10 protein-coding genes are annotated in these 14206 nt (G+C 56.2%); 4 read left to right on the forward strand and 6 right to left on the reverse strand.

What is annotated here, in order from left to right:
* The first annotated feature begins 318 nt into the window (after nucleotides 1–318).
* From QWI20_RS25585 to QWI20_RS25600, 4 genes are all read left to right on the forward strand, one after another.
* The gene (locus QWI20_RS25585) at nucleotides 319–3039 is read left to right on the forward strand and encodes a hypothetical protein (RefSeq protein ID WP_369307779.1); all 2721 of its coding nucleotides are present in this window, start codon (nucleotides 319–321) and stop codon (nucleotides 3037–3039) included.
* On the forward strand, nucleotides 3036–3821 hold the full coding sequence (locus QWI20_RS25590) for a hypothetical protein (RefSeq protein ID WP_369307780.1): 786 nt from the start codon (nucleotides 3036–3038) through the stop codon (nucleotides 3819–3821). Before QWI20_RS25585 ends, QWI20_RS25590 begins: the two co-directional genes overlap by 4 nt.
* 66 nt (nucleotides 3822–3887) lie before the next feature.
* Entirely contained in the window at nucleotides 3888–4349 is a 462-nt protein-coding gene (locus tag QWI20_RS25595; RefSeq protein WP_369307781.1) for a hypothetical protein, read from the forward strand.
* Nucleotides 4350–4358: 9 nt separating this feature from the next.
* Nucleotides 4359–4880 (forward strand): hypothetical protein, encoded by a 522-nt coding sequence (locus tag QWI20_RS25600; protein ID WP_369307782.1) that lies wholly within the window; start codon nucleotides 4359–4361, stop codon nucleotides 4878–4880.
* Between the two features lie 182 nt (nucleotides 4881–5062).
* Here QWI20_RS25600 and QWI20_RS25605 read toward each other — a convergent pair whose 3' ends face one another.
* The 6 genes from QWI20_RS25605 to QWI20_RS25630 all read right to left on the reverse strand — a co-directional run bounded on the left by QWI20_RS25605 (nucleotide 5063) and on the right by QWI20_RS25630 (nucleotide 13845).
* Entirely contained in the window at nucleotides 5063–6427 is a 1365-nt protein-coding gene (locus QWI20_RS25605) for a DUF1329 domain-containing protein (protein ID WP_192174913.1), read from the reverse strand.
* Between the two features lie 14 nt (nucleotides 6428–6441).
* Nucleotides 6442–8364 carry a DUF1302 domain-containing protein gene (locus tag QWI20_RS25610; RefSeq protein WP_369307783.1) on the reverse strand — a complete coding sequence of 641 codons (1923 nt, stop codon included), beginning with the start codon at nucleotides 8362–8364 and terminating at the stop codon, nucleotides 6442–6444.
* Between the two features lie 363 nt (nucleotides 8365–8727).
* On the reverse strand, nucleotides 8728–10404 hold the full coding sequence (locus QWI20_RS25615; RefSeq protein ID WP_369307784.1) for a fatty acid--CoA ligase: 1677 nt from the start codon (nucleotides 10402–10404) through the stop codon (nucleotides 8728–8730).
* 217 nt (nucleotides 10405–10621) lie between these two features.
* Nucleotides 10622–11524 (reverse strand): hypothetical protein, encoded by a 903-nt coding sequence (locus QWI20_RS25620; RefSeq protein WP_369307785.1) that lies wholly within the window; start codon nucleotides 11522–11524, stop codon nucleotides 10622–10624.
* Nucleotides 11525–11569: 45 nt separating this feature from the next.
* Nucleotides 11570–11833, reverse strand: coding sequence for a bacteriocin immunity protein (locus QWI20_RS25625; protein WP_369307786.1), 264 nt, complete (start codon nucleotides 11831–11833; stop codon nucleotides 11570–11572).
* The gene (locus tag QWI20_RS25630; RefSeq protein ID WP_369307787.1) at nucleotides 11830–13845 is read right to left on the reverse strand and encodes an S-type pyocin domain-containing protein; all 2016 of its coding nucleotides are present in this window, start codon (nucleotides 13843–13845) and stop codon (nucleotides 11830–11832) included. The genes QWI20_RS25625 and QWI20_RS25630 overlap by 4 nt, the downstream gene beginning before the upstream one ends.
* Nucleotides 13846–14206 lie beyond the last annotated feature (361 nt).

The raw sequence follows: 14206 nt of genomic DNA on the forward strand, positions 1-14206 counted from the left end.
CCGATCAACAGGGCGAATGTTGGTTTATATGTCTGGGGAGGTACACGGTCCTACATCCGCTGCAGTGTAGTCGCCGCGGGCGCATCTACGCTCCACAATTGGCTCGTGTAAGACCCATCCGCAAATGCGCGTTGAAATCTCCTGTTCGTATTTCCCCCTCTGTAACCACGCGCTGGAATCCGCCATCGTGCGCACCAAATCTGGCCTTGCCGTAGCGCGAGGTTCGGATGCATCGGTCGAACAGGACGTTGACCGGGACCTCGCCGACAGAGCGGCAGCTTTGTTGGCTTATCTCGTGGAAAAGCAGGAGCCATTCCCATGACCCGATTATTCGCTCGACGCTACAAATCCGACGACTTACAGCAGCCTGTGCTGCCAACGCCCAACACATTACCCCCTCATTCACCGACCGACGTCGAGACTGATAACAACCTGCTGCAACCGGTCCAGAACTGGAGCCATCCCTTCCGCGACAATCGCGATGCGCTCCAGCACCTGACCCATCTGGCAAATGCCGCGAGCGGCAGCTATCCCCTCGGCAGCAGCGGGCTCTGGCATGGCGGTGTGCATTTTGATGCGGGAACGGCGGGCACGCTGGACCAGTCGAGCGTGCACTGCATCGCGGACGGTAAAGTGGTGGCCTATCGCATTGATGAGCAGTCGCCTGCCACGACGTATTTCGTCAATAAACAGCCCGTTTCAAAGCCGTTCTCGCGCAATTTCGTGCTGGTGCGGCACCGCTTGCGGCCGCCTGCCATCAAAGGCAGCACGGACACGCCGCCGAGTCTGATTATCTACAGCCTCTACATGCATTTGCGGGATTGGGCGGCGTACGAAAAAGACTCGGCTGTCGTCAGGCCAGGATTCTGGAAATCCGGATCGACCCTTCAAGTTCGCGTCGACGTTAACGACATCCATGGGGACTACCCCGGGCAACGCGGACTGAACGTGCGCAACAAGGCGAGCAAGGGCGCGATCATCGGCTGGCTGCCGCGTGGTGCGGAAGTCCAGGTCAGCGGCGAAGGCACTTATCGCAAGCTTGAAAACACCCCCGGCCCCGATCACCTGAAAGACGCCAGCGGCGGGTTGCGAGGTTATGTCTGCGCCGACTTCCTGCGACCCATGGCGGGCGAGCAGCATCGGGTCGTTTCCGAGACGCCCCTGAACGTCCGTGCTCAGCCAAGGGTTCGCAAAGGCAACGAGATCGGCACGCTGTATCCAGGCACCGAGGTGACGGTCAGTGGCACAGGCCGGTTTCGCAAGCTGGAGCAGGTCAATCAATACGTGCACTTCCCTTCGTTGCAGAGCGGCGCGGCCGAGCCGGAAGCGAGAGGCAGCGTTGTCGTTCTGGATAAGCCGGTTGCGATCAAGGCCGGTGAACTGATCGGGCACATGGGCCGATATCACGAAGGCGCCGTCGATTACCCGGAGAATCGTCTGCACCTGGAGGTGTTCAGCGCGGGCGACGTGAAAATGTTCCTGGGCCTCAGCCGCGTTTGGGCAGACAAACTGCCCGCCAGCAGCAAGACCTGGCTGAAGCTGGTGAAAGGCACTCCCGTGGTCGCGCATCAGGGGACTTTCAGCAGCAAAAAGCCGCCGACGTTGAAGGCGGCAGGCACGCTCAGCGCCGCGCAATTGTTGCTTCCCAAAAGTTTGCTCGACGGTTTGCCGGCCGAGCGAAAAATCGCGGTGCCTGCCAGTGCCGACAGCAAAGCGTGCAACTGGTATCGCCTGGATGGGCTGCTGCACGACGCCGACAACAACCTGCTCGACGGTTGGGTGCGTGAGGAAGTGGGCGGGACACCGTGGCTTAGCCCATGGTCATGGGAGGGTTACGAGACCCTGGCAGACTACGATTCACCGCGGAGCATGCTGGCGTCTTTTATGCGCGCATCGGGACGTTTCGATGATGACGAGATCACTCGCCACGACGCGGCGGCTGACAAGGCCGACCAAGGCCCGATCAAGAAGCGTCTGTTCGACATCATTGACCGTAACCGCGACGGCAAACTGAGCGGCAACGAAATACAAGCCGCACTGAGACTGCCAGCCCACGCGCAGTCAATTTCGCAACTGATTGTTCGCTACCAAAGCGAATGGCATCACACGCCGGGTAAGTGGGATGCGCTGGATGACTTGCTGGGGCATGGCGGGGCGACGCCTAACCTGAACTGGTTGGCGGAAAAGGAGCGGATCAAGGCGATGAGTTGGTGGGCCGAGGTGGCCGGGCAGCTTGGGTTGCCTGTAGATGGGAAAGTGCATCATCTGCATGCGGTGGGGTTGCTCAGTAGCTTTCAAGGAAGTGGATTCACGTTCAGCCTCGAAGCGATGCTTAAGCTTTATCCCCGGCTGGACTCAAATCGGCATAAGGACTTGACCACAATCGCCGACGAGCTTAATGCAAAAATTGAAGTTTACAAACTTGACACCCCCTTAAGACGCGCTCACTTTTTTGCTCAGATATTGGAGGAGACAGGCGAAGGATTAAGTGTCATTGAAGATCTAACTTACAGCGCCGATGCACTTACGGCACTTTTTAGCTACTTCAGGATTCGACCGAACGAAGCTAAAAAACACGGATACTATAAAAAGCATGGGAGGATAAAGGAAGATGGTTTTCCTATGTCCCAATCAGATTTTGAAGCGATCGCGAACGGTGCCTACGGAGCACGAAGTGAACTGGGCAACAGAGGCCACGCTAGCGGTGATGGCTGGAAGTACCGCGGGCGCGGGCTCAAGCAATTAACAGGCCTTCATAACTATAAAGTCTTCAACGACTGGCACGTCGAGAACCAGCAAAATTGGCCTGAAGACAAAGTAAACTTTGTAAAAAACCCGGATCTGCTCACCCACATGAGATACGCGACGCGATCAGCGATAAACCTCTGGCTGAGCAAGAAGATATATGAAATTGCGGACAAGGGAGCGGTGCCGGACGTTGTAAACCTGGTAACCGATATCGTCAACAAAGGGACCAAGAGTAGACGAAACCGCGTCAAGAATTTCGAAAGAATCTGGGCGAGCGGAATTTTAGAATGATACGTCCAGAAAATATAAGAAGGCACTTTCGCGGGGCCGCCAAAAACGGCACACGGACCGGGTTCATAAAAGGGTTGCCAGCAATACTGTTGATGCTGACAAGCGCGGCCACCGAGGCAGCCTGCCTTGAGGAATACGAGGCTCTTCTCACTGAACGCTATGTAGGCTATCAGCCCACCGAGCACGAGACAATTTGTAAGCGATGGCCGGCCACTGGATTCCTGATTTTCGCAACCGCCATCAAAACAGATGTAATTGCTGACCTGGATTTGGTGATCATAGACCCCACCACACAAAGCATCGTGGCCACAACTCGTGAAAGGGGAATTCTCGACGCTGGCGCAATCAATAGTCATGGAGTAACGATAGACACGGCCAATTACCGATTAGGTCAAAATCATCTCGCGTTTGGGATCCGGACCTCATGGAAAGGATCGTCACAGCCAAACCCATACAGCTCGACCTCCCTGAGCCTATACAGTTTGAGTGACAACGTATTGAACAATGTATTGGAAGGACTCACTGTCCAAGAACGGGTTGGTGAATGGGACACCCAGTGCGCTGGAAGTTTTCAAGAAAGGCACATGACTCTGGCAATGCAGCAGTCGCGAGAGGATTACGCTGACATCGTCGTCAGAGAGAGGGTGAGAAATACAAGATCGTTTGGAGCTGAAGCCAACTGTGAGACCACTACCCTGGGGCAGAAAACCAACTCATACACGCTTGAATACAAGCGAGGATACGCAGTTCCTGAAACTTTAAAATCACTTGGCCACCAGTAAACCCTGCTCCAGATGCTAACTGTGCCCAATTTGAGGAGGGTGCTTTATATGAGATGCAGCGCGTGGATGGCGGCACTTCCCAAGCGTTTCGCCATTATTGGTGTCGGTTGCGCAACGACGGTTGCTGTAGCGAGTTCGTCCACCAACGCACAAGCTAACTTCTCTTGGGAGGGTACGTTCAGAGTAGGCAGTTTGCTTTGCACATCGCCAGAGAACGGATCTGACTGCTCAGACGTTTTCAGCGACAGTTTAGAAGTACTCAAAAAAGGTGAGGACTATCTGGTGACGCTTGAAAGCACCCAGGCCAATCAGCATGTCTGTGCGTTTTCATTTCTCATGAAAGAAGCTGGCCGACAGCTGATTTACGAAACCGCGCACGGACGAATAGGGCTGATCCGAACGGAGGCAGAGCTGATCATCTCGTCGAGAAATGTCGACCCAACCGCATTAGGCCTGGGTATTTGCGGGGCACATGCGGACATTGATGGCCTGGTATTTCCTTGGTCAAGTAAGCGTCGAGCTGATTGAGTCCGAAGAATGAAAAGATTGAATCAAAGAAGTACGTGCATCAAGTCGATTTTGAGCCTCGGATTCACAGTTACGATTGTGATAAGCGTGTCAGTTCTCGCCAGTGAAGACGTCAGTTGCGTCAAAAACGAAACCCTCATTGCCGGTTGCCGTCTTGATGAGCAAAAGCAGCGGTCAGTCTCTCTATGCAGTAGTGCCGACAAAGAAACCATCACCTATCGATTCGGGACGCCTGAAAACGATGAGATGACGCAAACATTCCGAGCAATCCGCCCGCTTTTTCGGTGGGTAGATAAGGCGACATACACCACCTATTTTGGATTTCGCACGGGTGAGTACGGATATGTCGTGGGTGTGCCTCAACAAACCTTCGGTGCCAAAGCCTTTCTAGAGGTACTCAAGCTCAACAAAACCATCATGAGCAAAACCTGCACCGCAAACTCTTTCGGCTCGGAGCGTCTGAAGAGTGTCGCGATAAAGGAGCTAGAAGACGGCTCGGTTCGAGCACAGCATTTTTCATTTCCGCCGTGATCCACGCTTAAAGAGGAACAGCGTCCTGTGGACGCAAACCTTGGTCAAAAAAAAACACCCCGACCACTCGGGGTGTTTTCTTTCTGCGCTATGGGGTTCAGCCATAGGGTGAAACAGCGGAGGACTTCAGTGCGCTGTAGCTGTGATCAACGTTGCACGCTCTCCGCTCGTTCGGTCAGCCGTTAGCGCACGCCTTCCTGACGCAGCGCGTTGGGCTGGAAGTCGCTGACGGTGGCGGTAAAGCCGAAGTCATAGGCTTTTTTCTCTTCGTTCTTCATGCCCAGCGCCAGGTAGCGGCCTGATTGCAGGTCGTACAGGGCTTCCAGGGCGTACCACGGCACTTGCTTGTCGTAGTAGTTTTCGGCGTGGGCTTCAGCCACGCGCCACAGTTGACCACGGCCGTCGTAGTGATCGATGACCGCAGCCTGCCAGGTGTCTTCGTCGATGAAGAAGTCACGTTTGGCGTAGATGTGGCGCTGGCCTTCTTTCAGGGTGGCGGTCACGTGCCAGACGCGACGCAGTTCATAACGCGCCAGGTCTTGATTGATGTGGCCGGCCTTGATGATGTCGGTGTATTTCAGCTTCGGATCGTCGAGCTTGTAGCTATCAGAGGCGATGTACATTTCTTGTTTGCCGATCAGCTTCCAGTCGTAGCGGTCTGGCGCGCCGTTGAACATGTCGAGGTTGTCGGAGGTGCGCAGGCCATCGGCGGCGGTGCCCGGCCCGTCGTAGGACACTTGTGGCGCGCGACGTACGCGGCGCTGCCCGGCGTTGTAGACCCACGCCGCACGCGGCTCTTTGACCTGATCGAGGGTTTCGTGCACCAGCAGTACCGAACCTGCCAGACGCGCCGGCGCCGTCACTTCCTGCTTGAAGTAGAACAGGATGTTGCCCGGATTCTTCGGATCAAAATCCTTCATTTTGTCGCGGAAGACGAACTCGTCGTGGAAATACACCGGGTTGAACGAGCCGTTGGTCTGCGGCGTGGCCTGGGTGACCAGACGCGAGACGCTGCCGCCGCGATAACGGGTGATGTGGTTCCAGATCACCTCAAGGCCGTCCTTCGGAATCGGGAACGGCACTGCGGTTTCGAAATTCTCCAGGCCGTTGCCGCCACCCACCAGTTTGGTGTTGGTGGCGTTTTTCTTGATGGCGGCGAACACGTCAGCGGGCACAGTCGCGCCACGATGGGACGGGTAAACCGGCATCTTGTAGGTGTCCGGGTACCGCTTGAACATCGCGTACTGGCCGGGGGCGAGTTTGTCCTTGTACTGATCCACGTTCTGCGCCGTGATGGTGAACTGCGCTTTTTCGTTGGCGTACGGGTTCGCCAGGAAGCCTTTGTCGTCCACGGCGCCGGCATTGGTCGGCATCGGGCTCCAGGCCGGGATAGTGTTGGCAGCGTTGCCGGCTTTTTCCGCGCCCATCGGCGTCAGCGTGGTGCCCAGCTTGGCGGCTTCGGCGTCGGACACCGCAGCCATCACGCTGGTCGCCAACAACGACAGCCCCAACACGCCCACCTGCAACAGACCCTTCGTGATTTTCATTTTCATTATTGTCCTTAGAAGTTCATGCCGAAGCTGAGCGCTACGAAGTCGCGGTCGTCCACGGTGGTGTACTTGCCGTCGAAGAAGTTGGTGTAGGAAAGGTTGGCGGTGTAAGTGTTCTGGTACTCGGCGTCGAGGCCCAGACTCACGGCCTTGCGACCTTCCTCGAAGTTGCCGCCAGGACCTGGCGAGTAGCCGTCGACGTCGTGGGACCAGGCCACGCTCGGACGCAGGTTCACCCCGGCGAAGACGTTGTTGTAATCCCAGATGGCGCGAGCGCGGTAACCCCACGAATCGGTGGTGGTGAAGCCATCGTTTTCGCAGTAGCGGCTGAGGTTGTTCTGCGCGGCAGTGCCCAGGGTGCTGGCGTTGAGAGTCTGACATTGACCGCCTGGGAGCGGGCCCGGGCCATAGCTCGGGTCGCGGCCATAACGCAGTTTCGAGGTGCTTTCCAGCCCGCCGACGTGGGTCCAGCCCACCTCACCCACTACGGTCAGACGTTCGGCGCCCATCACCTGGTCGAAGAAGTGCGTGAAGGTGGTCTGCGCCTGGCTGATTTCCTTGCGGCGATAGCCTTTCTGGTCCTGGCCGGGTGCGCCCTGCAGCAACGAGACGTTGGAGTTCAGTGGCGACAGGCCCGAATACAGAATGTCGGTGGTGTTCAACTGCACCGGTGCGTTAGGGCGATAGCTGACTTCGCCGCTCCACGCCGTGCCGGTGGGCAAGGTGGTGGAGAAGCTCAGGCCGAACAGGTGAATATCTTCCGGGTATTCAACGTAGTAGCTGGAGTTGGCAGCGACCACGACGGGCAACAGGGTTGGCGCGAGGGCCGCCGCGACGCCTCGAGGAACGCCATTGGCCGCCAGACCGCCAACCAGACCTGCTGCGCTGTAGGCGCTTGCCGGCCCGCCCTTGCCACTGAAGATCGGCAGACGGCTGTGGTAGTTCATGTAATAGGCCCCGAACTCGGTGTCCAGCGGCTCGAAGTTGTAGTGCATGGCCAGGCCATACTGGCCACTGTCCCGGGCATCGCGATCAGGGCCGCGGGCGACCACTGCGCCCTCGTCAGGATTACCAAAGTTCACGCCGCGCGCCGCCAGCGTGTTCTGAACGGGGCCACGCAGCGCGGCAGGCAGAGCCGCATTCAGGCTGTTGCGGGTACGCAGTACGGCCAGGTTGCTGTTGCAGCCGTCCGCGATCACGTCCGGTTGCGAGAAGAAGGTGCCGCAGTTGTCGACAACGGTCTGGTCCCATTCCAGCTGGTAAAAGCCTTCCGCCGAGAGGTTTTCGGTCAGGCTTTGCGACAGGTAGAACATGTTGACCGGAATCAGGCCCTCCTTGATTTCCGAGCCAGGGCGACGGAACGCGGACACGTCGACCGGGTTGATGCTGTTGATGCCGCCCTGGATGAAGGTACTTTCACCCCAACTGACGACTTGCTTGCCCAGACGCACCGAACCCGGCTCATCGGCAATGGAGTAGTTGTGATAGACGAATGCGTCGAGCAGCTCGAAACCTGAGGATTTGGCGCCTTCCTTGCGGCCCGAATCGCTGATGTCCTTGAAGTCGCGGCTTTCGTCCTTGAGCTCGAAGTCATACCAGTACTTGCCCCGCAGGAACACACCGGTGTCGCCGTATTTCAGTTCAAGATCGTGGATGCCCTTGAAGATCTTCGAAAACGTTTCGCCGCTTTTGAAGTTCAAGTGACCGTCATCGGAGGTTTGCGAAAGACCGTGACCGCCGTTGTTGGAGCCGATCAGGTTCTTGTTGGCATTCTGGGTGGACCAGCTTGCCCCCACAGAAAGCGACGAGTCGAAGTTACCTTCGATTTCTCCGATATTGAAACTGACGCCGAATGCAGGGCCGGCGAGCGTGGAAGCGAGGCTGACGGCCAAGGGCAATTTAGCCCGGCGCCAGAACTGGTTAGCTGATGTCATCGACGCTACTCCATGTGCTTTTATTTTTATGGCAGTGGGTGCTTCCAGAAACGACTCAGGCGGACGGGCCGCAGTGCCTGGGTGTCAACGCCGATCGGGCAGCCAAACAACTGCGAAACGATCAATGCGCTTTTCTCCGGTACCAACCTACTGCCGACTATAGCCAGCAGGTGCTGCTGCTTGATCCCTCTAAAGTGTGATTTACAGCGCCAACACCTCTGGCACGCCGACGCCAGAGTGGCAAATCACATCGCAGGGGGAGCATGGCTGAAAAAGAAGAATTGGCAAGGAAGACGCCGGAGTAGAGCCTCCGCGGCACATTTTCAACGTAATGACCGATGAAAATAGCCGCGAAGAAAAGCGTCAGAGGGTGGAGAGGAAAGCGCTGTTACTGCCCTGCCATTCGAGGATGTTCTGGCGGATCTGCTTCTTGTCGAGCTTGCCGACACTGGTCTTGGGAATTTCGGTAACAAGGGCGATCTGGCTCGGAATCGCCCACTTGTTGATGTGCCCCTGTTCCACAAACGGCTTGAGATGCTCCTTCAATATTCTGGCGTCGATGACGTGCCCCTCGCGGGCGACCAGCAGGGCGAACGGGCGCTCGCCCCACTGCGGATCGGCGATGCCGACAACGGCCACTTCACGGACACCGGGATGGCGACTGCAGAGGTCTTCCAGTTGCAGCGAAGACACCCATTCACCGCCGGTCTTGATGACGTCTTTGATGCGGTCACGAATGTCGATCCCGCCCATGCTGTCCAGCGTCGCCACGTCGCCAGTGTGCAGCCAGCCGCCGGCCCACAGCTCGGCGCCCTTCTCCGGCTCGCGGTAATAACCTTCACTCAGCCAGGGCGCGCGCAGCACCAGTTCACCCTGGGTCTCACCGTCGGAAGGCAGGAAATTACCCTCGCCATCGACAATCGCCGCTTCGACCAGCACGCCCGGCGCGCCGGCCTTGATTCGGTAGGTGGTGCGTTCGTCTTCACTGGCGGCCATCAGGTCGTCATTCAGGTGCGCAACCGACACCAACGGCCCGGTCTCGGACATCCCGTAGGCCGCAGACAGCTGAATGCCCTTGGCCTTGGCCGCCTCGTAAAGCGAACGATTGAGTGAACTGCCGCCGATGATGATGTGCCAGCCGGTGAAGTCCATGTTCTGGGCGGCTTTGGCGTTGAGGACCATTTGCATGATGGTGGGCACGCAGTGGGAAAACGTGACCTTTTCCTTCTGCCAGAGCTGCACCAGCAACTCGGGGTCGTAACGGCCGGGATACACTTGTTTGGCGCCCAGCATCGTTGCGGCATACGGCACGCCCCACGCATGAACGTGGAACATCGGCGTGATTGGCATGTAAACCTTGTCGCCGCCCAGAATGCCTTCGACGCTGCCCATGATCGTCGCGACGGCCATGGTGTGCAGCACGAGCTGGCGATGGGTGAAATACACCCCCTTTGGGTTGCCCGTCGTGCCGGTGGTGTAGAACGTGGTCGCCACGGAGTTCTCGTCGAAATCCTCGAACTGATAGTGCGGGCTCGCGGCCGCCAACAACGCTTCGTACTCGCCCACAAGATTGGGCAGGTCGGCCGTTGCGCCATCGGTGTCGGTCAGTAACAGTGTTTTTTCGACCGTCGTCAGTTGCCCGGCGATGGCGTTGTAGAGGGGCACGAACTCACTGTTGACCAGCACGACCTTGTCTTCGGCGTGGTTCATGGTGAACAGGATCTGCTCGGGGGAAAGCCGGACGTTGATGGTGTGGATCACCGCGCCAATCATCGGGATGGCAAACATGCATTCCAGGTACCGATGGCTGTCCCAATCCATCACCGCCACGGTGTCACCCGCCTTGACCCCCGCCGCCGTCAGCGCACCGGCGAGCCTGCAGATGCGCTCGTTGAGCATTTGATACGAATAGCGCGAATGGTCCCGGTAAACGATCTCACGGGTTTTTTCGTAGCGCACGCCTGACAGCAGCAGTCGCTTGATCAACAGAGGGTACTGGTACGCCCCTTCGGCGGGCGGAATCACGCGGGTGTGCAGCATAGGAATCCCTTTTCACAGTGCAGGTGCGGGCTTGAAAATATGCACTGTAGGGCCTTGGCGCGTCGATCGGATCAGCCGAAGGGATGAATTGTGTAAGGCGCACGTCACCGAGTACTTGCGGAGTAAGGTACCTGCCAGAGGATATAAAAATAAGACCGAACGCAGACGGATGGTCTGCGTTTGGTCTTTTCGGGACAGCCAGTCGGCCACTAAGTCCTCAAGAGGCAAGACTGGCCGACGTGCTCGGCGTATTCAGGTAAGGCCCGATTGAGGATGCATATTCAGCCACTGCAGCATCAATCCGTTGCTTCAGCACGACGGTGGCGCGCTCCACTTCCGCAATCGCGAGTGGACCTGGAATAAAAAGCAAATGGCGAGGCGCTTGGCTGTCAGCAAGATCATCTTCCGGCTCACCGCTTCCGTCGGAGCGCGTTTGTGGAATGGGCTCCCTGGTAGCCGCTACTAACTCTGTCGCCAGTCGGGCTTCTTGCAACGCTGATTCTTGGGCTCGCTGATTAATCAATGCTTGAGCCGCAGCTTCGGCCTGATGCTCGGCAAGCTGGCGGGCGGCCATTTCAGCAGCCTCCTTCGCCCGACGCTGCTGAAGCTCGCGGGCTTGTTGCTCCGCAAGCTGTTGAGCGTGGAGGCGAGCTGCCTCCTCCGCTCGTTGTCGCGCCAGTTGACGAGCTGCTTCCTCTGCCTGTTGCTGGGCGCGTTGGCGAGCTGCCTCCTCGGCCTGTCGTTGAGCCTCTTGCCGGGCTGCCTCAATCATTTGCGCATGAATCGATGAAAGCTGATTGATGAAATTGTTCAAATACCAAACAACCTCACTAGCAATGATTTGGCGATGCACCTCCACAAGAGGGGCGGACATAAACGAAAGATCCGCCCCTACCATGCTATTGAACTGATCCAAGGTTAGATGCCCTGCATTGTCACGTTCCCCAGGAGCATAAGGGGGAATAAACGCAAGCTTGGCTGCTCTCAGTTGCGATGCCGCGTCCCGATACCGCTCAACAATCTGAAGCTCAGACATTCCAGTTGTTGAACCTAAATGAGCGACAACTTCGCTTTGGATTGAGCCTGGAAGCTGCTGAAGTAAAACTGTGTAATGAGCCATTAGTAAATTCCTTTTTAATTAAAAATGAGGTCGTGGGATGGGGAGTTAATCAGACGATGGTTTGAATCCTGCTTTACCATTAGCAGCTCGCCATTGTTTTACTTCTTCTACGATGCCTTCCGGTGAATCATCGGCATTTGGCTTAGGGTAGTAAATCAAATCTGAACCACATGGATGTTCACTCAAACGTTGAAACTCTCCGATCGCCTGACCATGTTGGTATTCAGTTCTGTAATCACCGCTGCATACTTTTTTAACCAACTCCAGAAATTCGTTTTCAGTCATATCTTCGATCGTGTGATTTTTCATGGACGTTCCTTATTGTCACGCATCTCCCGATGAATCCTATCGTGATGCGCTGGGGTATTGATTCCTAAATTATCGATCCCGTACACATCTCCGCCTTTTGAAATCAAGGTAATGTGATGAATTTCATACCACCTTCGTCCGTTTTTTTGCTCCGCATTGGGGGCAATCGGGGCTTTACCTTGTTTTATCAATTTTATATTTCTTTCGCTCATGCCTTGGGTAATTTCTGGATGCTTGGACATCTCGCGCCAGATAGCACGCTTGAAATTTCGAAACTGAGCATATTCCTTACCTCTGAGGGCATCCGCAACCACTGCGGGTATTGGCGATCCGAGCCCGGTCGAGGACTTGGTTTCCCACTTGGGATCGACGTCGCCACCCAAACCGCTCACAACACCAGGCAAATACCTGGGGCTGTTGAACATGACATACACAGGCGGAAGACCCGAGTCCGCCGGAAAGATAAGTATGTAGTCCTCGAAGTCCTCTATGTCGTAAGTCGGGAAACGTCCAAGCTGTTCCGAAACGGGCGAAATAGCGGCCCCGGAATATTCAGGACCTTTGGACTCATCGGCCGGCAAAGCAGTGGAACTGCTCTCCGGGCTAACCGCGGGTGTCCAGATCAGAGCCGGCCGGTCTGCCCCTTCCTGTTTAAACTCATACGCTTTGGCGCTCGGGTTATAGACGAACGTTCGCACCCGGACTTTGGAGCCGACTATCGAACCGTCGGCTTCAGCCCAGACCGGTTTCAGTTCGCCTTCAACCTCCTCAATCCTTAACCGGTGGGTAACGTCAACTGTTCCATCGCGGCCTGCGATGAAATCGAGGTCGACATGGCTAGAGACCCCAATTTCCGACGCAGGCGAAGCAATCAGTGGGGGCGCGAGTTCACCGTCAGCCAACTCGGTTGGGTAAAGTAAAGCAAGTTGCGGAAACGACCGCCCCAGTGCCTTGGCCGCCTGTCGGGTGAACAGCCTCTGCGCGATAGCTTTGGCTGTTTCAGACGCAGTGGGAAAGTTCTGCGTTGGAGCATTCGGTCCTGCCACCATCGACCAGAGTCGGCTTGCTTCAGTAGCATGCTTTAAGACCAGAATCTCGTCATTGACTACGGAGTTACGCGCCTTCCAGGCTTGCTCGGCATAGTGCTCTGAAAGTGCCGCAGATTTATCAAGCAACTGAGTAACTGCTTTTGCGTGCAAATCGGCTTCAAGCGCCTGCTCATAGGCAAGACTCCACGCTTGGTGAGTCTGAAAAGCTTGTTCTGCACTAATGCTTCGACTTTGTAAGATTGCTCCGTAGCGTTCGCTGGTTATTTGAAGAGGATCGCCCCCAGTAAAAGCATGCGAGCTCTGACGATTACTTTCAGAAGCCGCCTTTTTTTGGGCGATCAAGTAGTTGATCCGGGCTTTATGCTCAAGTATCGCGTTCAGTGACTGTTGACGCTGAGCGTCGTATAACGAGCTGTCTTCGCCGAGTTCGGACATGAGCGAGACAGGCAGTGCGGCTACATTGTGATCATGCTGAAGATCAAGCTCACGTTTTCGAGTTGCTTGCGCGAGAGGTAATGATTCCATGGCTTGACGGTGAGCCGCTGCTTGACGCTCTTGCTCGGCTCTAGCGTTTGCCGCAGCCATAGCAGCTTGAGCTTGCGCCTCCCTTCTGGCTTCTTGCTCTGCCTCAGCGTGAGCTTGGGCTCGAACCCGCGCCTCAGCGTCAAAAATGGATTGCTGATGAGCTTCTTTTTGAGCCTGTAATTCAGCGGCTGCCTTGACGCGGGCCGCTTCAGCTCGCTGACGTGCTTCCTGTGCACGGCGGCGCTTATCGCGAATACGCAGCCGGCGACGTTTGGAGCTAGACAATGTCCCGGCTCTGCCGCCCTCACCTCCGCTGCCACCACCCCATCCAATGCTCCATCCGTCACGGGAGGGTCGAAGTCCCCCGCCAGAGCCGTAAGGATTACCAGGAGGTATCCCTCGATTGACTACAATATTTTTTTCTTCGGTGTTGCTCATACAGGTTCTCCTTTTTGTCTGTATGGCAACTACGTAACGCTCATACCTCTGCTGTCAGGTAATACATAGTTATGGAGATTTTTCTATTTTTTGTGATATAGGGCGCGGCACTACGAGCCCTGCCTTGTTCACATCGGAATAAAAAGCAAGGACGAAAAAAACCCGCCGTTTAGGCTAATGCTGTTCACTTAAGCATTTGAGTCCAAGCCGGGCTTTATAGAGAATCCGATGTCAGCCCCCTGGCATCGGATTTTTTTATGCCCATTCAGCAGCAGTTGCTCGACCTTGGCGATCTCTTCAACTTTTCTGACCTGAGCACCTTCACTCAGAACATCCCAATAGAGTGGGTAGCGAGTGCGCT

Source organism: Pseudomonas sp. W2-17, from assembly GCF_041060445.1.
GTDB lineage: Bacteria > Pseudomonadota > Gammaproteobacteria > Pseudomonadales > Pseudomonadaceae > Aquipseudomonas.

Coding starts and splice junctions, on each gene's coding strand:
- QWI20_RS25600 (WP_369307782.1), top strand. CDS start 4,359: ATGAAAAGATTGAATCAAAGAAGTACGTGCATCAAGTCGATTTTGAGC.
- QWI20_RS25595 (WP_369307781.1), top strand. CDS start 3,888: ATGGCGGCACTTCCCAAGCGTTTCGCCATTATTGGTGTCGGTTGCGCA.
- QWI20_RS25620 (WP_369307785.1), bottom strand. CDS start 11,524: ATGGCTCATTACACAGTTTTACTTCAGCAGCTTCCAGGCTCAATCCAA.
- QWI20_RS25630 (WP_369307787.1), bottom strand. CDS start 13,845: ATGAGCAACACCGAAGAAAAAAATATTGTAGTCAATCGAGGGATACCT.
- QWI20_RS25605 (WP_192174913.1), bottom strand. CDS start 6,427: ATGAAAATCACGAAGGGTCTGTTGCAGGTGGGCGTGTTGGGGCTGTCG.
- QWI20_RS25625 (WP_369307786.1), bottom strand. CDS start 11,833: ATGAAAAATCACACGATCGAAGATATGACTGAAAACGAATTTCTGGAG.
- QWI20_RS25610 (WP_369307783.1), bottom strand. CDS start 8,364: ATGACATCAGCTAACCAGTTCTGGCGCCGGGCTAAATTGCCCTTGGCC.
- QWI20_RS25615 (WP_369307784.1), bottom strand. CDS start 10,404: ATGCTGCACACCCGCGTGATTCCGCCCGCCGAAGGGGCGTACCAGTAC.
- QWI20_RS25585 (WP_369307779.1), top strand. CDS start 319: ATGACCCGATTATTCGCTCGACGCTACAAATCCGACGACTTACAGCAG.
- QWI20_RS25590 (WP_369307780.1), top strand. CDS start 3,036: ATGATACGTCCAGAAAATATAAGAAGGCACTTTCGCGGGGCCGCCAAA.